Annotated in this window: 17 protein-coding genes; 1 reads left to right on the top strand and 16 read right to left on the bottom strand. The window is 63.7% G+C overall.

The window, feature by feature from the left end; all coding sequences use genetic code 11:
* Nucleotides 1-173 precede the first annotated feature (173 nt).
* Nucleotides 174-2,555 carry a phosphoenolpyruvate synthase gene (gene ppsA, locus SDENCHOL_RS06750; protein ID WP_154716527.1) on the bottom strand — a complete coding sequence of 794 codons (2,382 nt, stop codon included), beginning with the start codon at nucleotides 2,553-2,555 and terminating at the stop codon, nucleotides 174-176.
* Nucleotides 2,556-2,707: 152 nt separating this feature from the next.
* Here ppsA and SDENCHOL_RS06745 point away from each other — a divergent pair, with 152 nt between their 5' ends.
* Entirely contained in the window at nucleotides 2,708-3,532 is an 825-nt protein-coding gene (locus SDENCHOL_RS06745; RefSeq protein ID WP_154716526.1) for a pyruvate, water dikinase regulatory protein, read from the top strand.
* Nucleotides 3,533-3,717: 185 nt separating this feature from the next.
* Here SDENCHOL_RS06745 and SDENCHOL_RS06740 read toward each other — a convergent pair whose 3' ends face one another.
* The 15 genes from SDENCHOL_RS06740 to tsf all read right to left on the bottom strand — a co-directional run bounded on the left by SDENCHOL_RS06740 (nucleotide 3,718) and on the right by tsf (nucleotide 18,067).
* Nucleotides 3,718-4,500 carry a TrmH family RNA methyltransferase gene (locus SDENCHOL_RS06740; RefSeq protein WP_154716525.1) on the bottom strand — a complete coding sequence of 261 codons (783 nt, stop codon included), beginning with the start codon at nucleotides 4,498-4,500 and terminating at the stop codon, nucleotides 3,718-3,720.
* Between the two features lies 1 nt (nucleotide 4,501).
* Nucleotides 4,502-5,080, bottom strand: a complete 579-nt coding sequence (rnhB, locus tag SDENCHOL_RS06735) for a ribonuclease HII (protein WP_154716524.1) — start codon at nucleotides 5,078-5,080, stop codon at nucleotides 4,502-4,504.
* Nucleotides 5,077-6,249 (bottom strand): lipid-A-disaccharide synthase, encoded by a 1,173-nt coding sequence (gene lpxB / locus SDENCHOL_RS06730; RefSeq protein ID WP_154716523.1) that lies wholly within the window; start codon nucleotides 6,247-6,249, stop codon nucleotides 5,077-5,079. Before lpxB ends, rnhB begins: the two co-directional genes overlap by 4 nt.
* Nucleotides 6,250-6,254: 5 nt before the next feature.
* Complete coding sequence (gene lpxA / locus SDENCHOL_RS06725; protein ID WP_154716522.1) at nucleotides 6,255-7,037, bottom strand: acyl-ACP--UDP-N-acetylglucosamine O-acyltransferase; 783 nt, start codon at nucleotides 7,035-7,037, stop codon at nucleotides 6,255-6,257.
* A gap of 5 nt (nucleotides 7,038-7,042) precedes the next feature.
* Nucleotides 7,043-7,495, bottom strand: a complete 453-nt coding sequence (fabZ, locus tag SDENCHOL_RS06720) for a 3-hydroxyacyl-ACP dehydratase FabZ (protein WP_154717389.1) — start codon at nucleotides 7,493-7,495, stop codon at nucleotides 7,043-7,045.
* Nucleotides 7,496-7,509: 14 nt separating this feature from the next.
* Complete coding sequence (lpxD, locus tag SDENCHOL_RS06715) at nucleotides 7,510-8,571, bottom strand: UDP-3-O-(3-hydroxymyristoyl)glucosamine N-acyltransferase (RefSeq protein WP_231912929.1); 1,062 nt, start codon at nucleotides 8,569-8,571, stop codon at nucleotides 7,510-7,512.
* 73 nt (nucleotides 8,572-8,644) lie between these two features.
* Nucleotides 8,645-9,163, bottom strand: a complete 519-nt coding sequence (locus tag SDENCHOL_RS06710; RefSeq protein ID WP_231912928.1) for an OmpH family outer membrane protein — start codon at nucleotides 9,161-9,163, stop codon at nucleotides 8,645-8,647.
* 22 nt (nucleotides 9,164-9,185) lie between these two features.
* Nucleotides 9,186-11,492, bottom strand: a complete 2,307-nt coding sequence (gene bamA / locus SDENCHOL_RS06705; protein WP_154716521.1) for an outer membrane protein assembly factor BamA — start codon at nucleotides 11,490-11,492, stop codon at nucleotides 9,186-9,188.
* A 4-nt stretch (nucleotides 11,493-11,496) separates the two neighbouring features.
* A complete protein-coding gene (gene rseP / locus SDENCHOL_RS06700) occupies nucleotides 11,497-12,867 on the bottom strand; it encodes an RIP metalloprotease RseP (protein WP_154716520.1) in 1,371 nt (456 codons plus the stop codon).
* Between the two features lie 11 nt (nucleotides 12,868-12,878).
* The gene (gene ispC, locus SDENCHOL_RS06695; RefSeq protein ID WP_154716519.1) at nucleotides 12,879-14,084 is read right to left on the bottom strand and encodes a 1-deoxy-D-xylulose-5-phosphate reductoisomerase; all 1,206 of its coding nucleotides are present in this window, start codon (nucleotides 14,082-14,084) and stop codon (nucleotides 12,879-12,881) included.
* Nucleotides 14,085-14,088: 4 nt separating this feature from the next.
* Complete coding sequence (locus SDENCHOL_RS06690) at nucleotides 14,089-14,904, bottom strand: phosphatidate cytidylyltransferase (protein ID WP_154716518.1); 816 nt, start codon at nucleotides 14,902-14,904, stop codon at nucleotides 14,089-14,091.
* A gap of 18 nt (nucleotides 14,905-14,922) precedes the next feature.
* Nucleotides 14,923-15,705, bottom strand: coding sequence for a polyprenyl diphosphate synthase (gene uppS / locus SDENCHOL_RS06685; RefSeq protein WP_231912927.1), 783 nt, complete (start codon nucleotides 15,703-15,705; stop codon nucleotides 14,923-14,925).
* Nucleotides 15,706-15,835: 130 nt separating this feature from the next.
* The gene (gene frr / locus SDENCHOL_RS06680) at nucleotides 15,836-16,399 is read right to left on the bottom strand and encodes a ribosome recycling factor (protein ID WP_154716516.1); all 564 of its coding nucleotides are present in this window, start codon (nucleotides 16,397-16,399) and stop codon (nucleotides 15,836-15,838) included.
* A 30-nt stretch (nucleotides 16,400-16,429) separates the two neighbouring features.
* On the bottom strand, nucleotides 16,430-17,155 hold the full coding sequence (gene pyrH, locus SDENCHOL_RS06675) for a UMP kinase (protein WP_154716515.1): 726 nt from the start codon (nucleotides 17,153-17,155) through the stop codon (nucleotides 16,430-16,432).
* Between the two features lie 18 nt (nucleotides 17,156-17,173).
* Nucleotides 17,174-18,067 (bottom strand): translation elongation factor Ts, encoded by an 894-nt coding sequence (gene tsf, locus SDENCHOL_RS06670; RefSeq protein ID WP_154716514.1) that lies wholly within the window; start codon nucleotides 18,065-18,067, stop codon nucleotides 17,174-17,176.
* Between the last annotated feature and the right edge of the window lie 92 nt (nucleotides 18,068-18,159).

The raw sequence follows: 18,159 nt of genomic DNA, 5'->3' as shown, positions 1-18,159 counted from the left end.
GGAATGACGAAGCCGATATTTATGTATTCCGGCAAGAATGCAGGGAGATTAAAGGGACTCGAATTAATTTTCTGTGTCTCGGCGGTGCGTGTCTGTAGTACTTCAACGCAGGCGGTTGAACACCTGATCGAGCAGTTTGAGTGGGTTTCGGGGGCAGCAGGTGACGCCCCCACTCAGCCCGGCTTGCGGTGGGCGGCCAGGCGCAGCCAGGTGTCGATTACCGTGTCCGGGTTCAGCGAGATGGTCTGGATGCCTTCGTCCATCAGCCATTCGGCGAAGTCGGCGTGGTCCGATGGCCCTTGCCCGCAGATGCCGATGTATTTGCCCAGCCGGTTGCAGGCGGAGATCGCCAGCGACAGTAGCTGCTTGACCGCCGGGTTGCGTTCATCGAAGGAGGCCGCGACCAGGGCCGAGTCGCGGTCGATGCCCAGGGTCAGTTGGGTCAGGTCGTTGGAGCCGATGGAGAAGCCGTCGAACATTTCGAGGAAGCTTTCGGCGAGTAGCGCATTCGATGGAATCTCGCACATCATGATCAGCCGCAGGCCATTCTCGCCGCGCTTGAGGCCGTGTTCGGCGAGCAGGTCGACGACGGCGCGCGCTTCATCGGTCGTTCGCACGAAAGGCACCATCAGTTCGACGTTGGTCAGGCCGAGCTGGTCGCGCACTTTTTTCATCGCCAGGCATTCGAGCTCGAAGCAGTCGCGGAAGCTGTGCGCGGCATAGCGTGAAGCGCCGCGGAAGCCGAGCATGGGATTTTCCTCTTCCGGCTCGTACTGCTCGCCGCCGAGCAGCTTGCGGTATTCGTTCGACTTGAAGTCGGACAGGCGGACGATCACCGGCTTGGGGTAGAAGGCGGCGGCGATGGTCGCCACGCCTTCGGCCAGCTTGTCGATGAAGAAGGCGCATGGATCGGCATAGCCGCGGGCGCGACGCTTGATCTCATCCCGCAGACTGGCCGGCGCCTCGTTGAAATTCAGGATGGCCTTGGGATGGATGCCGATCATGTTGTTGATGACGAATTCCAGCCGCGCCAGGCCCACGCCGCCATTCGGTATCTGGGCGAACTCGAAGGCCAGTTCCGGATTGCCGACGTTCATCATGATCTTCACCGGCAGTTCGGGCAGGTTGCCGGTGTCCTGGCGCGTCACCTCGAAATCGAGCAGGCCGCGATAGACATAGCCGGTATCGCCTTCGGCGCAGCTCACCGTGACGTCTTCGTTCTCCGCCAGCGTCGCCGTGGCATTGCCGCAGCCGACGATGGCCGGGATGCCCAGTTCGCGGGCGATGATGGCGGCGTGGCAGGTGCGCCCGCCGCGATTGGTGACGATGGCGCCGGCCTTCTTCATCACCGGCTCCCAGTCAGGATCGGTCATGTCAGTGACCAGGATGTCGCCGGCCTGGACGCGGCCCATTTCCGTCGCATCCTTGACCAGACGCACCGGGCCGGCAGCGATCTTCTGGCCGATGGCGCGACCATGGGTGAGCACCTTGCCGTGCTGGCGGATGCGGTATTTCTCGATCACATTGCCGTGAGCGGCCTGCGATTTCACCGTCTCGGGCCGCGCCTGGAGGATGTAGAGCTTGCCATCGACGCCGTCCTTGCCCCATTCGATATCCATCGGCCGTTGATAGTGCTGCTCGATGATCAAGGCATAGCGCGCCAGCTCCAGCACGTCCTCGTCGTTGAGTGAATAGCGCTGGCGATCTGCCTCGGGCACGTCCACCGTATCGGTGCTGCGGCCGGCGCGCTTCTCGTTGGCAAACTGCATCTTGATGAGCTTCGAGCCCAGATTGCGGCGAATCACCGCCGGCCGGCCCAGTGCCAGCGTGGGCTTGTGCACATAGAACTCGTCGGGATTGACCGCGCCCTGCACCACGGTTTCACCCAGGCCGTAGCTGGAGGTGATGAACACCACCTGATCGAAGCCGGATTCGGTATCGAGCGTGAACATTACGCCGGAAGCCGCCAGATCGGAACGCACCATGCGCTGCACGCCGGCCGACAGGGCCACCTTGGCGTGATCGAAATTCATGTGCACGCGGTAGGCAATCGCCCGGTCGTTGTAGAGCGAGGCGAAGACTTCCTTGATCGCATGCAGGATGTTGTCGTAGCCGTGGATGTTGAGGAAGCTTTCCTGCTGGCCGGCAAACGAGGCGTCCGGCAGATCCTCGGCGGTGGCCGAGGAGCGCACGGCGAAGCTGGCTTCTTCCTGGTCCTGGCCCTGCGCCAGCCGCTCGTATTGTTCCTTGATGGCCGCTTCGAGCGCCGGCGGAAAGGGTGTATCGATGATCCATGCGCGAATCATCGCGCCGGTCTTCGCCAATGCGGCGACGTCATCGACGTCCAGGCTGGTCAGCGCCGCATCGATGCGCCCGGACAAGCCCCGATAGGCCAGAAACTCGCGATAGGCATCGGCCGTCGTGGCGAAGCCGCCCGGCACGCGCACGCCGCTGGCCGTCAACTGGCTGATCATCTCGCCCAGCGAGGCATTCTTGCCGCCGACCTGCTCGACATCGGTGATGCGCAGTTGCTCGAAAGGAAGGGCGTAGCTCATGTGACTGTCCTCGAAAAATTGAAATCCACGAATCCACGACGGATGTTTACTCTCCGGCTCCGGGCATCGAATATCGAGCGGAACGCCGGCGCATTTGCGGGAAGCCGCGCAAAAGATTATTTTATCCGCTTCCCGTTTCATTCCGGACAAGCATGACAGCCGCGCGCACCATATTCTTCGTTTCCGACGGTACCGGCATCACCGCAGAAACTCTTGCCAACAGCCTGCTTTCACAGTTCGACGCGATCCAGTTCCGCCAGGTGCGCATGCCCTTCGTCGACAGCGTGGCCAAGGCGCGCGACTGCATCACCCAGATCCGCGCGGCCGCCGAACGCGATGGCCAGCGGCCCATCGTGGTTTCCACGCTGGTCAGTCCGCAGGTCGCCGCGGCGCTGCGCGAGGCCGATGCGCTGATCCTCGATTTTTTCAGCATCTTCATCGCCCCGCTCGAAGCGGAACTGGGCACCCGCTCGACCCATACCATCGGCCGCTCGCACGGCCGTGCCAATGCCAAGACCTACGACGACCGCATCGAGGCGATCAACTTCACCCTGGCGCACGACGACGGCGTGACCGACAACGATCTCGACATGTCTGACGTGATCCTGGTCGGCGTCTCGCGCAGCGGGAAAACCCCGACCAGCCTTTACCTCGCCGTGCAGTTCGGCATCAAGGCGGCGAATTACCCGCTGATCCCGGAGGATTTCGAGCGCAACCGGCTGCCCGGCTCGCTGGAAAAATATCGCCACAAGCTGTTCGGCCTGACCATCAGCCCCGAGCGCCTGGCGGAAATCCGCCGCGAACGGCGGCCGGACAGCACCTATGCTTCCATCGCCAACTGCCGCGCCGAAGTCGATGCCGCGCAGAAACTGATGCGCCGCGAAGGCATCCGCTGGCTGGATTCCACCAGCAAATCCATCGAGGAAATCGCCGCCACCCTAATCCAGGAAGTCGGCATCAACGGCAAGGCGTTCTAGTGTGATGTTGCACGCTGATTGATACACATTAATTTGTCGTCCCCGCGAAAGCGGGGACCCAGGGACGTACTGGATTCCCGCCTACGCGGGAATGACGACGATGCGGTCTTCGTCGGGCAGCCCATGCCGCCGGATTCCCGCCTGCGCGGGAATAACGAAGCCTCCGTCAAAAATGCAGCGCTACACTAGCCGCGCTTCTGCCGCACTTCCTCGAACAGGCAGATGGCGGCAGCCGCCGCCACGTTGAGCGATTCGCTGCCCGCAGCCAGCGGGATGATCGCGCGCTGGTCGGCCAGCCGTTCCAGCGCCGGCGAGATACCCTGCCCCTCGCTGCCGAACAGCCAGGCCAGCGGCGCGCGCAGATCCAGTTCAAACAGCGGCTGCGCGCCATGCGCCGAGGCGGCAATGCGAATGCCGGTGAAGCGCTGCATGACCGCCGCCAGATCCGCCGACTCGCGAATCCGCAGGTCGAAATGCGCACCCTGCGCTGCCCGCAGCACGCGCGGCGTCCAGGCGCCGGCGCAGCCACTGCCGAGAAAGACGTCGCGGATGCCGGCAGCCGCCGCCGTGCGCAGGATGGAACCGACATTGCCGACATCCTGGATGCCGTCGAGCAGCACGCAGGAGGTCTGCGGCGCGCTACCGTCATCCGCCGCCTGCGGTATTTCGATCAACGCCAGGATGCCCGACGGACTGGCCAGTTCGCTCAAGGCGGCAAACAGTTTGTCGCGCAGCAGCCAGCACTCGACATCCACCAGCGACTCGCGCAGCGCCCGCACTTCGGGCTGCGTCATGCCATGCTCGCTGACGATCAGCCGCAGCGGCGGGCCGCACTTATCGCGATACGCCTGCAGCAGATGGACGCCATCGAGCAAAGCCCGCCCCTGGCGGCGCTGCTCGCGCGCATCCGCGGCCAGCGCCTTCAGCGCCTTGTAGCCGGGATTGTCGCGCGAGTCGATCTGCTTCATGTCACTCCCCGGCCAGCAGCCGGCGTACCGGCGCATAGCTGCGCCGATAGATTTCATTGACGCCATGCACGCGCAAGGCGGCGAAGTGCGCCGCCGTCGGATAGCCCTTGTGACGCGCCAGACCGTACTCGGGATACAACGCATCCAGACGCAGCAGTTCGGCATCGCGCGCGGTCTTGGCGAGTATCGAGGCGGCGGCAATCGCCGCCACCGTGGCATCGCCCTTGACCACCGGCCGCGCCGTCATGCCGACCCGCGGCACATGCAGGCCATCCACCAGGATTTCTGTCGGCCGCACCTGCAGCGCCTCGACGGCGCGCTGCATCGCCAGCAGACTGGCCTGGAGGATGTTGATCCGATCGATTTCCTCGACGCTGCTGCTGGCAATCGCCCAGGCCAGCGCCTGCTCGCGGATTTGCAGCGCCAAACGCTCGCGCCGGGCGGCGGAAAGTTTCTTGGAATCGGCCAGCCCCGCAATGGGCCGCGCCGGATCGAGAATCACCGCTGCCGCATACACCGGACCGGCCAGCGGCCCCCGCCCGGCTTCGTCGACGCCGGCGATCAGGTTGGAAGCGCTCATCCGCGCGGATCCCTGCGCCGGTGCCGGCCCAGCGCCGGCAGAATGGCAGCCGCCGCCTGCTCGGCGGTGTTCTGCCGCAGCAGCAAATGGATTTCCGTAAATAACGCATGCAGGCGTTCGCGCAGCGTGTTGTCGCAAACGGCATTGCCCAGCGCCTGGGCAAGATTTTCCGCCGTCGCCTCGTCCTGCAGAAACTCCGGCACGGCAAAGCGCTGCGCAAGGATGTTGGGCAACCCCACCCAGGGTTGATAACCCATGTTGCGCATGATGCGCCAGGAGGCGGGCGACATCTTGTAGGCAATCACCAGCGGCTTCTTCATCAGCGCGGCTTCGAGGGTCGCCGTGCCGCTGGCGACCAGGATGCCATCCGCCGCCGCCATGGCTTCCTGGGCATGGCCGAACAGCAGGGTCATCGGCAGCTCCTGGGCCTCGCTGCGCCAGAGTTCGGTTTCAAAAAGCGTGCGCGTTTCGCGCGATGCCAGCGGCACCAGGAAGCGCGCCTGGGGAAAGCGCTGGTGCAGCAGTTTGGCGGTTTCGATGAAAGTCCGCGCCATGTACTGCAGCTCGGACTGCCGGCTGCCCGGCAGCAGAGCGAAGACCATGCGATCCGGCATCAGCCCCAGGCGCTCGCGCGCCGCAGCCAGGTCGATTTCCAGTGGAATGACGTCCGCCAGCGGATGGCCGACATAGTCGGCCTGCACCCCCGTTCCGGCATACAGCGCCGGCTCGAAGGGAAACAGGCACAGCACCTGATGCACGGCACGCGCCATCTTGGCGATGCGCCCGCCACGCCAGGCCCACACCGAGGGACTGACGAAATGGATGCTGCGGATGCCGGCCGCCTTGACGCGCCGCTCCAGCCAGAGATTGAAATCCGGCGCATCGACGCCGATGAAGACATCCGGCGGATCGGCCAGCAGCCGGTTCAGCAACTGACGGCGGATGCCGGCAATCTCGCGGTAATGCCGCAGCACTTCGGCATAGCCGCGCACGGCCAGTTTTTCCGCCGGCCAGTCGGCGCGGAAGCCGGCCGCCTGCATCTTCGGGCCGCCGATGCCAAAAAACTGCGCATCGGGAACGTGCTGCTGCAGGGCGCGGATCAGATGGCTGGCCAACAAATCGCCGGAAGCCTCGCCTGCCACCATGGCAATCCGCAACGGCGCGGGCATGGCCTTCAGCGAACGATGCCGCGACCGGCAACGGCCAGAAAATCCGCCAGCGGCTTGAGCTCGGCCGTCCGGGCGCCTTCGGCGGCAATCGCCGACTGCGCCTCGGCCAGGGGGAGGCCGGACTTGTAGAGCGTGCGATAGGCCCGCTTGATCGCCATGATGGCCTCGGGCGAAAAACCACGGCGCTTGAGACCTTCGCTGTTGATGCCGTGCGCCTCGGCCTTGTTGCCGGCCACCATCACATAGGGCGGCACATCCTGCACCACCGCGCTGGCCATGCTGGTCATGGCATGCGCGCCGATGCGAACGAACTGGTGCACGGTGGTGAAGCCGCCGAGAATCACCCAGTCGCCGATGTGCGCATGTCCGGCCAGCGAGGCATTGTTGGCGAAGATGGTGTGATCACCGATCTGGCAATCATGGGCCAGGTGCACATAGGCCATGATCCAGTTGTCGTTGCCGAGCCGCGTGACGCCGACATCCTGAATGGTGCCGCAGTTGAAGGTGCAGAATTCGCGGATGACGTTGCGGTCGCCGATTTCGAGGCGCGTCGGCTCATTGGCGTATTTCTTGTCCTGCGGTTCGGCCCCCAGGGAGCAGAACTGGAAGATGCGGTTGTCGCGGCCGATGCGCGTATGTCCGGTGAGCACGACATGCGGGCCGACCCGCGTGCCGTCGCCGATTTCGACGTGCTCGCCGACCAGCGTGTAGGCGCCGATTTCGACGTTGTGTCCCAGACGCGCCGCCGGATGAACGATGGCCGTCGGATGGATGGAAGCTGACAGCATTTGACTTACTGCTGCACAGGAACGTCGATGGTGCGCAGGGTGCACATCAGCTCGGCCTCACTGACCAGTTGGCCGTCCACCATGGCACGCGTCTTGAAGCGCCACATGCCGCGCTTGTGATAAACGATGCTGGCTTCGACCTGCAACTGGTCACCCGGCAATACCGGCTTCTTGAAACGCGCGCCTTCGATGCCGACGAAGTAATACACGGTATCGTCGTTGCTGCGGTCATTGAGCGTCTTGAAAGCCAGGATGGCCGAAGCCTGCGCCATGGTCTCGATGATCAGCACACCCGGCATGACGGGCTGGTGGGGGTAGTGCCCGGGAAAATAGGGTTCATTGATGCTGACGTTCTTGAGCGCCAAGACACGCTCCCCCGGCACGCACTCCAGGACGCGATCGATCATCAACATGGGATAGCGATGCGGCAGATGCTGCAGAATCTGGTTGATGTCCATCGAGGTTACGGTGATCACGACTTCTTCTCCAAGGCGTCAAGACGCGCGCCAAAATCGCGCATTTTATCGCTCATCGCATCGAGGTGGCGCAGACGGGCAAAGTTTTTCGCCCATTCCGCGTGTTCCTGGAAGGGTACCCAGCCGGTGTAGGCGCCGGCCTTGGTGATCGACTTGGTCACCAGGGTGTTCGTCGACACATGCACGCCGTCGGCAATCTCCAGATGACCGAGGATCATCGCCGCACCGCCGATGGTGCAGTTGCGCCCGATGCGCGCGCTGCCGGCAATGCCGACGCAGCCGGCCAGCGCCGTGTGCGCACCGATGCGCACGTTGTGCGCCACCTGGATCTGGTTGTCCAGCTTGACGCCCTCTTCGATCACCGTGTCATCCAGCGCGCCGCGGTCTATCGTCGTGTTGGCGCCGATTTCGACGTCATCGCCGATGAGCACCCGGCCGATCTGCGGAATCTTCAGCCAGCGGCCGCCGCCCGGCCCCAGCGCGGCATCTTTCTCGCGGGCGAAACCGAAACCGTCGGCGCCGATCACCACGCCGGAATGAATGATGGCGCGCGCCCCAATCACGCAATCGGCATAAATCGTGACATTCGCGTGCAGCAGGCAGTCGTTGCCGATTTCCACGCCGTCACCGATCACGCAACCCGGACCGATACTGACACGCTCGCCCATGCGCACATTGCGCCCGACGCAGGCGCCGGCAGCAACGCTCGCGCTGGCCGGCAGCGTGGATGCCACGGTCGCGGCGGCATGGATGCCCGGCGCAGGCCGCGCCGCTGGATGCAACCACTGGGCAACCCGCGCGTAATAGCCGTAGGGATCGTCCGTGACGATGCAGGCCGTCGGGCAGGCATCGGCCACGGCCGGCCCGAGAATCACGGCGCCGGCACGCGTCCCGGCAAGCTGCTCGCGGTAGCGGGGATTGGCAAGAAAGGCGATGTCGTCCGCCGTGGCACGCGCCAGGGTTGCCACCTGGCGCAGCGTCTTCGCCCCATCGCCTCTCAATTCCCCACCAAGGCGGGCGACGATTTCATCGAGACGCAGGCCGCGCAGACCGTTCACGTCGCTGCTACCTCAAAGCGGAGCATGGCTGGAATGCCTGGCCGTCTGCGCCGTTTGCGAGCTTTGCGTCAGATCATTTGCCGGCGGGGGGAACGGGCGCATCGCCCAGCGCCTTGATGACGCGATCGGTGATGTCGATGCGCGGGCTGGCGTAAACCGCTTCCTGCAGGATGAGATCGAATTTCTCGCTCTCCGCAATGAAGTTGATGGCCTTGCTCAGGCGATCGAAAATCGCCGCCATTTCCTCGTTCTGGCGCAGGTTGAGGTCTTCCCGATATTCGCGCTGACGGCGCTGGAATTCACGGCTGAGCTCGCCGAACTCCCGCTCCTTGTTGCGTCGCTGGGCCTCCGACATGGTGACGGCGTTTTTCTCCACCGCTTCCTGCAGGCTCTGCAACTGCTTGGCAAGACGCTGCAGATCCTGGCTGCGCCGCTCGAATTCCCGCTCGATCTTTTGCTTGGCCTTGGCCGCCTGGGGCGCGTCGACGAGTATGCGCTGGGTATTCACGTAACCGATCTTGAGCTGCGCATGCGCCGCCCCGGCACCCAGCAGCATGGCCATAAACAGCAGGGAAGTGATGATCTTGTTCAACTTGATCTCCTGAATACCGATATTAGAACACCGTGCCCATCTGGAACTGCAGGCGCTGGATCTCGTCGCCCGACTTGCGGCGCCCCGGGTTGGCATAGCTGAATTTGAGCGGCCCCATCGGCGAGGACCACGTCAGGGAAAGACCATAGCTGTAGCGCACGTCGCCCAGCTTCATCTTCTCGTCCTCCCCCCAGACCTGGCCCATGTCAAAGAATGCGCCCAGACGAACCGATTTGTCGAATCCCGAGCCCGGCATCGGGAACAGCAATTCGGCATTCGCGATCACGCGCCGGTTGCCCCCGAGATTGCTGCGCTGACCGTAGGTGTCATACACCACCGGGCCAAGCGAGCCGCTGTCGTAGCCACGCACCGAACCGATGCCGCCGGCATAGAAGTTCTTGAAGAACGGCAGGCCGCGGCCACCGTAGCCCTTGGCATAGCCGAATTCACCATTCAGCATCAGCGAGGTATTGCGCCACCAGGGCATGGGGAAGAATTCCTGGCGCTGGAAGTTGGCGCGGTAGTAACGCAGCTTGCCAAGGCTGCCGAGCGGCAGACTGAGCTCGGCAGAGATGCTGGCTATCCCGCCCTTGGTCGGATACAGGCGGCTGTCGATGGTTTCCCTCAACCAGCCGATTGTTGCCAGCGTCGTGGTATTCCGTTCGCCGAAGTCGTTGACGTATTTGAGATAGACCGCAGGGCTGTAGGGCCCCATCGTCAAACGGGTCGAGTCGAAAGACAGCCCCATGTTCAGATAATCATCTTCCGCGATCGGCAGGCCAAAGCGCACGCCGCCGCCAAACGAGCTCGAACTGTAATCGGCGATCGTGGTGAGCGAACTGGTATCGGTCTTGCGGTGATAGATGTCGAAGCCGCGACTGACCCCATCGATGGTGTAGTACGGATCGGTATAGGATAACGAGTAAACCTTGTTGATCTTGCTGGTATTGACCTGCACCCCGACGGTTTTGCCGCTGCCGAACAGGTTCTGCTGCTGTATCGAGCCGGAGAGGACGAGTTTTTCCGAACTGGAGAAACCCGCGCCCAGCATGATGTTGCCGGTGGGCTTTTCCTTGACGTTGATGTTCAGATCGACCTGATCGGTAGCGCCCGGCACCGGCGGCGTCTCCAGCGTCACATCCTCGAAATAGCCCAGACGATCGATGCGGGTGCGCGACTTGTTGATTTTCTCGCCGTCGTACCAGCTGGCTTCCATCTGCCGCACTTCGCGCCGCAGAACCTCGTCGCGGCTGCGCGTGTTGCCGGTGATATTGACGTTGCGCACATACACGCGCCGGCCCGGATCGACGAAAATCGTGAATGCGACCGCCTGCTTTTCCTTGTCGAGCTCGGGCGCGGCATTGACGTTGGCGAAGGCATAGCCATCATTGCCCAGGCGATCACTGATTTTCTTGGTGGTATCGGTCAGCTTCTCGCGCGAGAACGTATCTCCCGGACGCAGCTCGATCAGCTTGCGCAACTCATCCTCGGGCACGCGCAGATCGCCGGCCAGCTTGACCGAGGAGACGGTGTATTTGTTGCCCTCGGTGATGTTCACCGTGATGTAGATATGCTGCTTGTCGGGGGTGATCGATACCTGGGTCGATTCGATGTTGAACTCGAGAAAACCGCGATTCAGGTAATACGAGCGCAGAGTCTCCAGGTCGCCCGCCAGCTTTTGCTTGGAATACTGGTCGTTCTTGGTATACCAGGTAAACCAGCCGGGCGTGCGCAACTCGAAAATACTCAGGAGTTCCTTTTCCGGAATCTGCTGCGCGCCGACGATGTTGATCTGGTGAATCTTCGTCACATCGCCTTCTTCGATACTGAAATTGATGCCGACGCGGTTGCGCTCGAGCGGCGTCACGGTCGTCGTCACGTTCACCGCGTAATAGCCGCGCGACAGATATTGGCGCTTGAGTTCCTGCTCGGCCCGCTCGACCAGCGCACGGTCGAAGATGCGCGATTCGGCCAGGCCGACTTCCCGCAATCCCTTGAGGATCTGATCCTTTTCAAAGGCTTTCAGGCCGGTGAAGTTGACGGCGGCAATCGCCGGACGCTCATCGATCAGCACGACGAGCACGTCATTCTCGATTTCCAGCCGCACATCCTTGAAAAAACCGGTGGCGAACAGGGCCTTGATGGCCTTGGCCGCCTTGTCGTCCGTCATGGTTTCGCCCACCTTGACCGGCAAATAGCTGAATACCGTGCCTGCCTCGGTACGCTGGATGCCCTCGACGCGGATATCCTTGACCACAAAAGGCTCAAATGCCAGTACCGGCGACGCAAACAACGCCGCGACCAGGCCTGCAACCAGTTTTTTCTTCATTCTGCTATCCGGAGATCAAGCGGTTGATGTCATTGTAGAAGGCGAATGCCATAAGCATCAGCAGCAAGGCCAGCCCGATCTGCTGGCCGATTTCCATCACCCGTTCGGAGAGAGGACCGCCTTTGACAATCTCGGCAACATAATACAGCAAATGCCCACCATCCAATACCGGAATGGGCAGTAAATTCAGCACGCCGAGGCTGATGCTGATGAGTGCCAGAAAATTCAGATAGGGCAAAACGCCCATGCGGGCGGACTGCCCGGCATAGTCTGCGATGGTCACCGGACCGCTCAGGTTTTTCCAGGACAAATCCCCGGTCAGCATGCGGCCGATCATCCGCAGGCTGAAGCCGGCCATCTCCCAGGTCTGGCGCAACGCCTTGCCGAAGGCCGCCGAAGCACCGTAGCGCACGCTGGTAAACAGCAGCGCATGCTGCGCAGGATCGTTCCTGACCACGATGCCGATACGGCCGACTGCCTGTCCCTGCTCATCCGCCCTGGACGGCATCACCTTCAGCGTCAGGACATCGTCGCCGCGCTTCACGGCAAAGCGCAAGGTCGCACCGGGCGATTTGCGCACCTGGCCGACAACCTCGTGCCATTCGGTCACCGGCGCCTCATCGATGCCCAGCACCTCATCGCCGGTGCGCAGCCCGGCCTGCTCGGCGGCCGAGCCGGGCAGCACCTCGCCGACGACGGGCGCCAGATGCGGCCGATACAGCCGCAGCCCGAGACGCCCGGGCAGATCCTTGGCTAGATCGTCCTCTTCGACCGCATCCGTCGCCAGCAGGCGGATGCTGATTTCCTGCCGCTGATTGACCACTTCGAGGCGCACCGGCACATGGTCGAGAGCCACCCGCGTGAGTTCCCAGCGCAATTCCTGCCAGGTCGTCACCGGCCGGCCATTGACGCTCAACACGGTTTCGCCATCCTCGATCGCCGCCGCCGCGGCGGCCGTCGCTGCCGGCGGCGTGGCCAGAATCGGCCGCAACTCCTCGCTGCCCTGCATGAACAGGAACCAGTAGAGCAACACCGCCAGCAACAGATTGGCCGCCGGGCCGGCGGCCACGATCAGGAAACGCCGCCATACCGACTGCCGGTTGAAGGCGCGCGGCAATTCGTGCGGCGCCACCTGGCCCTCGCGCTCATCCAGCATGCGCACGAAACCGCCGAGCGGGAAAACCGCCAGCGCCCATTCCGTGCCATCGGCGCCGAAACGCCGCATCCACAGCACCTTGCCGAAGCCAACCGAAAAACGCAGCACCTTGACGCCGCACCAGCGCGCGACGAGATAATGGCCGAATTCGTGCACCACGATCAGTACGCCGAGCGCCACGGCGAAAGCTGCGAGATAGAGCGGGAGATGAGTGGTCATGGTGCCGAACCTCAGGCCACCAGGGCGACGATCTCGCCGGCCAGGCGGCGCGCTGCGGCATCGGCCTGCAGCGCCGCATCGAGATCGGCCAGCGGCATGGCGGGAATGCGCTCGAGCACGCCGGCAATCGTCGCGGCAATACCCGTGAAGGGCAAGCGACCGTCCAGGAAAGCCGCCACCGCCACTTCGTTGGCGGCATTCAGCAGGGTCGGCGCGCTGCCGCCGGCGCGCAGAGCCTCGTATGCCAGCCCCAGACAAGGGAAGCGGCGATGATCGGGCGGCGTGAAATCGAGCTGGCCGATCTGGAACAGATCGAGCGGCGCAACGCCAGCCTCGATGCGTTCTGGATAGGCCAGCGCATGCGCGATCGGCGTGCGCATGTCGGGATTGCCGAGCTGGGCCAGCACGGAACCGTCGGCATATTCGACTAGTGAATGGATCACGCTCTGCGGATGCACGACGACCTCGATGCGCTCGGCCGGCGCATTGAACAGCCAGTGCGCCTCGATGACTTCGAGCCCCTTGTTCATCATGCTGGCGGAATCGACGGAAATCTTCCGCCCCATCACCCAGTTCGGATGAGCGCAGGCCTGCTGCGGCGTCACCTGCGCCAGCTCTTGCAGCGGCGTATTGCGAAACGGCCCGCCCGAGGCGGTCAGCAAGATGCGGCGCACGCCGCGCGCATCGAGATCGCCGTCGAAATTCGCCGGCAGGGACTGGAAGATGGCGTTGTGCTCGCTGTCGATGGGCAGCAAGGTGGCCCGCGCGCGGCGGACCTCGGCCATGAACAGTTGCCCGGCCATCACCAGGGCCTCCTTGTTGGCCAGCAGCACCCGCTTGCCGGCGCGCACCGCCGCCAGCGTCGGCTTGAGCCCCGCCGCACCGACGATGGCCGCCATCACCACATCCACTTCGTCATGCGCGGCAACCTCGGCCAGGGCGGCTTCTCCGGCCAGCACCTCGCTGCGCACGCCGGCCACCTGCAGGTCGGCGCGCAGCCTTGCCGCAGCGCCGGCACCGGCATCTGCATCGGCGATGACGACATAACGCGGCCGGTGCCGGCGGCACAGCTCGACCAGCTCGGCCACCCGCGAATTTGCCGTCAGCGCATGCACTTCGAAACGATCGGGATGCCGCGCCACCACGTCCAGCGTATTGAGGCCTATCGAACCCGTGGCGCCGAGCACGGTGAGACGCTGTTTGCTTCTATTCGTCATGAGCTCAGGCTGCCGGCGGCAGCAGATAAGACGCGGCCAGCGCCGCCAGCGGCAAGGTGGACGTCAGGCTGTCGATGCGATCGAGCACGCCGCCGTGACCCGGCAGCAGCGCGCTGCTGTCCTTGACGCCGGCCTGGCGCTTGGCCAGCGACTCAAACAGATCGCCGGCGATGCTCACCGCCGTCAGCAACAGCAAACCGAGCAGGCCCGGCAGCATGCCGCCCGTGGCACCCGCCAGATGGCCCGTGCCCTGCGCCACGGCATAGCCATAGAGGCATACGCCAATGGCTGCGCCGAGCGCGCCCTCCCAGGTCTTGCCGGGACTGATCGACGGCGCCAGCTTGTGGCGGCCAAAAGTGCGCCCGGCGAAATAGGCCGCGGTATCGGCCACCCAGACCAGCGCCATGGTCGCCAGCAACAGCCATGGACTGCGCTGATGGAGCAGCGCCAGCGCCGCCCAGGTCGGCACCAGCAACAGGCCGCCAACCAGCCAGCCGGTCATGCCGTTGCCCAGCGGCCATTTGGCGCGGAACCAGAGCGGCACCAGCAACAGCCAGAAAACCACCGCCAACCACCACAATCCCTGCAGCAGCGGCAGCGGCATACCGCCGGCAAGCAGCAGCAGGCAGGGAACGCAGATCAGCGCGGCGTAAACGATGCGGATAGTCGCCGAGGCTTTCAGCAGCCCGGCCCATTCCCAGGCAGCCAGCGCGACGATGCCGACGAACAGCAGCAACACGAACTGCGGCGGCAGCAGAAACAGGGCAGCCAGCAATCCGCCGGCAAGGATCAACGCGGTGATGATCCGGGTCTTCAGCATGGGCCGGGCGCCTCGCCTTTATCCGCCGCCGACCGCCAGGCTCGGCTCACGGGCGGCATGCAGTTGTTCGCTCGTCCGGCCGAAGCGGCGCTCGCGCCCCTGATAGGAGCGGATGGCCTCATCCAGCGCGGCGCCATTGAAGTCCGGCCAGAGCAGATCGGTGAAATAGAGTTCGGCGTAGGCCAGTTGCCAGAGCAGGAAGTTGCTGACCCGCTGTTCCCCGCCGGTGCGGATGAACAAGTCCGGCTCGGGCGCATAGGCCATCGACAGATAGGGCGACAGATCGGCCTCGTCATAGGCAGCGCGTTTTTCCGGCTGGCTGGCAAGCAGGGCGTTGAGCGCCTGCATGATGTCCCAACGGCCGCCGTAATTGGCGGCAATGGTCAGCGTCAGGCGCCGATTGTCCGCAGTCCGCTGCTCGGCTTCACGGATCATGCCGACCAGCTTGACGTCAAAACGCGTCAGGTCGCCCACCACCCGCAGGCGCACACCCGCCTCGTGCAGCTTGGCCACCTCGTTCTCCAGCGCGTGGAGAAACAGGTTCATCAGCAAGGAGACCTCTTCCGCAGGCCGCCGCCAGTTCTCGGAGCTGAAGGCAAACAGCGTCAGATAACCGATGCCGCGCTCGATACAGGCCTTGACCGCATCGCGCACCGCCTCGAGGCCACGCTTGTGGCCGGCTGCCCGGGGCAAAAAGCGCTTTTTCGCCCAGCGTCCGTTGCCATCCATGATGATGGCCACGTGCCGCGGCAGCGCATCCGTCGCCGGAACCACCTGGGTTGAACTGGAAAACATGCTCACCTGCTCACCTTATCGCCCTTCTGCGCCCTGCTGCACCCCGCCGTGGGTCCGCTCGTGGCGTCGTCCGGATGGCGAAACCGTCGCACCAGCGCCAGACCGGCCATGTCCCGAAGGCCGCGATCCCCGGGCCTCAAATGGCCAGCAGATCCTTTTCCTTGTCCGCGACGAGCTTGTCGATCTCGACCACATGACGATCCGTCAGCTTCTGGATCTCGTCCTGGATGCGCCGCTCGTCATCCTCGGAGATTTCCTTCTTCTTCAGCGCATCCTTGAGCTGGTTGTTGGCGTCGCGGCGCAGGTTGCGCACGGCCACCTTGGCGCCCTCGCCTTCCTGCTTCACCAGTTTGGTCAGATCGCGGCGCCGCTCCTCGGTGAGCATGGGCATCGGCACCCGGATCAGATCGCCCTGGCTGGCCGGATTGAGCCCCAGATCCGCATCGCGAATGGCTTTCTCGACCTTGGCCAGCATGGGTTTTTCCCAGGTCTGGACGCCGATGGTGCGCGCATCGATCAGAGTGACGTTGGCGACCTGGGAGAGCGGCGCCATGGCGCCGTAATATTCCACCTGAACATGGTCGAGCAGCCCGGTATGGGCGCGGCCGGTGCGCACCTTGGCCAGATCCTGCTTCAAGGCCTCGATGGACTTCTGCATCTTCTGCTCGATCTGCTTCTTGAGCTCGGCGGCTACGATCATCTCTACCCCCTGGAATTTCCGGATACTTGTTCAGCTATGCACCATGGTGCCTTCGCTCTCGCCAAGCACCACGCGCCTCAACGCACCTTCCTTGAAAATCGAGAACACCACGATGGGCAGACTCTGGTCGCGGCACAGCGCCAGCGCGGTGGCGTCCATCACCTTCAGATTGCGGCTGATCGCCTCATCGAAACTGATGCGCTCATAGCGCCGGGCGCTCTTGTCCTTCACGGGGTCGGCGGTGTATACGCCATCCACCTTGGTCGCCTTCATCACGACTTCGGCGCCGATTTCCGAGCCGCGCAGAGCGGCAGCGGTATCCGTGGTGAAAAAGGGATTGCCCGTACCGGCGGCGAACACCACCACCTTGCCTTCTTCGAGATAGCGGATGGCCTTGCCGCGGATGTAGGGCTCGATCACCTGCTCGACGTTCAGCGCCGACTGCACGCGCGCATTGATCCCCGCCTGGCGCATGGCGTCGGACAGCGCCATGGCATTGATCACCGTGGCCAGCATGCCCATGTAATCCGCCGTGGCGCGATCCATGCCGGTGGATGCGCCGGCCACGCCGCGAAAGATATTGCCGCCGCCGATCACCACCCCGACTTCGACGCCCAGCGCGGCAACCGCACCGATTTCGGCAACGATGCGGTTGAGCGTATCGCGGTTGATGCCATAGGCATCGTCGCCCATCAAGGCCTCGCCCGAGAGCTTGACGAGGATGCGCTTGTAGCGGCTTTTCTGCGCTGCGCTCATGGCCGGGCTCCCGGGAATTTACTTGGCGGCAGCCGCAGCCTGGGCGGCCACTTCGGCGGCGAAGTCCGTCACCTTCTTCTCGATGCCTTCACCGACGATGTACAGCGCAAAGCGGGACACGGACGCATTCCTGCTTTTCAGCAACTGCTCGATGGTCTGCTTGCCGTCTTCCGCCTTGACGAAGACCTGGCCCAGCAGGGTGACTTCCTTCAGGTACTTCTGCACCGTGCCTTCGGCGATCTTTTCCAGCATGTTCTCCGGCTTGCCCGACTCGCGCGCCTTTTCGATGGCGATGCGACGCTCGGCGTCCAGCAGCTCGGCGGGCACGCCCTTGGGGTCGAGCGACTTCGGCTTGGCGGCGGCAATGTGCATCGCCAGATCCTTGCCCAGTTGCTCGTCGCCACCGACGACATCGACCAGCACGCCGATCTTGCTGCCGCCATGCACGTAGCTGGCCAGCCTGCCCTGCGCCTCGATGCGCTCGAAGCGGCGGATCGTCAGGTTCTCGCCGATCTTGCCGATCAGCGCGGTGCGCACGGCATCGACGCTCTGGCCGTCGATTTCGAGAGCGGACAGCGCAGCCACGTCGGCCGGCGCGTTGGCGGCCACGAGCTGGGCGAGCTTCGCGGTGAATGCCAGGAAGTCGTCGTTCTTGGCGACGAAATCGGTTTCGCAATTGACTTCGACGATCGCGGCCAGCTTGCCGTCAGCCGCCAGATTCAGGCCGACCACGCCTTCGGCGGTCACGCGGGCCGCCGCCTTGGAGGCCTTGTTGCCCAGCTTGACGCGCAGGATTTCCTCGGCCTTGGCCAGATCGCCGCCGGCCTCCGTCAATGCCTTCTTGCATTCCATCATCGGCGCGTCGGTCTTCTCGCGCAGTTCCTTGACCATGCTTGCGGTAATTTCCGCCATTGCTTTACTCCAAGCTCAATTTCGACAATATCGTCACATCGACGAATCAATGGATCAACGAATCAACAAATACGAATTACGAATCACGAATC

The sequence above is a fragment of the Sterolibacterium denitrificans genome (genome assembly GCF_900174485.1).
Lineage (GTDB): Bacteria > Pseudomonadota > Gammaproteobacteria > Burkholderiales > Rhodocyclaceae > Sterolibacterium > Sterolibacterium denitrificans.
Note: the sequence above shows the minus strand (reverse complement) of the source record. Positions and strands in the feature narration are given on the sequence as shown.

Bases quoted from the DNA above. Each gene is read 5' to 3' on its own strand.
- ppsA (WP_154716527.1), bottom strand. From the start codon at position 2,555: ATGAGCTACGCCCTTCCTTTCGAGCAACTGCGCATCACCGATGTCGAG.
- SDENCHOL_RS06745 (WP_154716526.1), top strand. From the start codon at position 2,708: ATGACAGCCGCGCGCACCATATTCTTCGTTTCCGACGGTACCGGCATC.
- SDENCHOL_RS06740 (WP_154716525.1), bottom strand. From the start codon at position 4,500: ATGAAGCAGATCGACTCGCGCGACAATCCCGGCTACAAGGCGCTGAAG.
- rnhB (WP_154716524.1), bottom strand. From the start codon at position 5,080: ATGAGCGCTTCCAACCTGATCGCCGGCGTCGACGAAGCCGGGCGGGGG.
- lpxB (WP_154716523.1), bottom strand. From the start codon at position 6,249: ATGCCCGCGCCGTTGCGGATTGCCATGGTGGCAGGCGAGGCTTCCGGC.
- lpxA (WP_154716522.1), bottom strand. From the start codon at position 7,037: ATGCTGTCAGCTTCCATCCATCCGACGGCCATCGTTCATCCGGCGGCG.
- fabZ (WP_154717389.1), bottom strand. From the start codon at position 7,495: ATGGACATCAACCAGATTCTGCAGCATCTGCCGCATCGCTATCCCATG.
- bamA (WP_154716521.1), bottom strand. From the start codon at position 11,492: ATGAAGAAAAAACTGGTTGCAGGCCTGGTCGCGGCGTTGTTTGCGTCG.
- rseP (WP_154716520.1), bottom strand. From the start codon at position 12,867: ATGACCACTCATCTCCCGCTCTATCTCGCAGCTTTCGCCGTGGCGCTC.
- ispC (WP_154716519.1), bottom strand. From the start codon at position 14,084: ATGACGAATAGAAGCAAACAGCGTCTCACCGTGCTCGGCGCCACGGGT.
- SDENCHOL_RS06690 (WP_154716518.1), bottom strand. From the start codon at position 14,904: ATGCTGAAGACCCGGATCATCACCGCGTTGATCCTTGCCGGCGGATTG.
- frr (WP_154716516.1), bottom strand. From the start codon at position 16,399: ATGATCGTAGCCGCCGAGCTCAAGAAGCAGATCGAGCAGAAGATGCAG.
- pyrH (WP_154716515.1), bottom strand. From the start codon at position 17,155: ATGAGCGCAGCGCAGAAAAGCCGCTACAAGCGCATCCTCGTCAAGCTC.
- tsf (WP_154716514.1), bottom strand. From the start codon at position 18,067: ATGGCGGAAATTACCGCAAGCATGGTCAAGGAACTGCGCGAGAAGACC.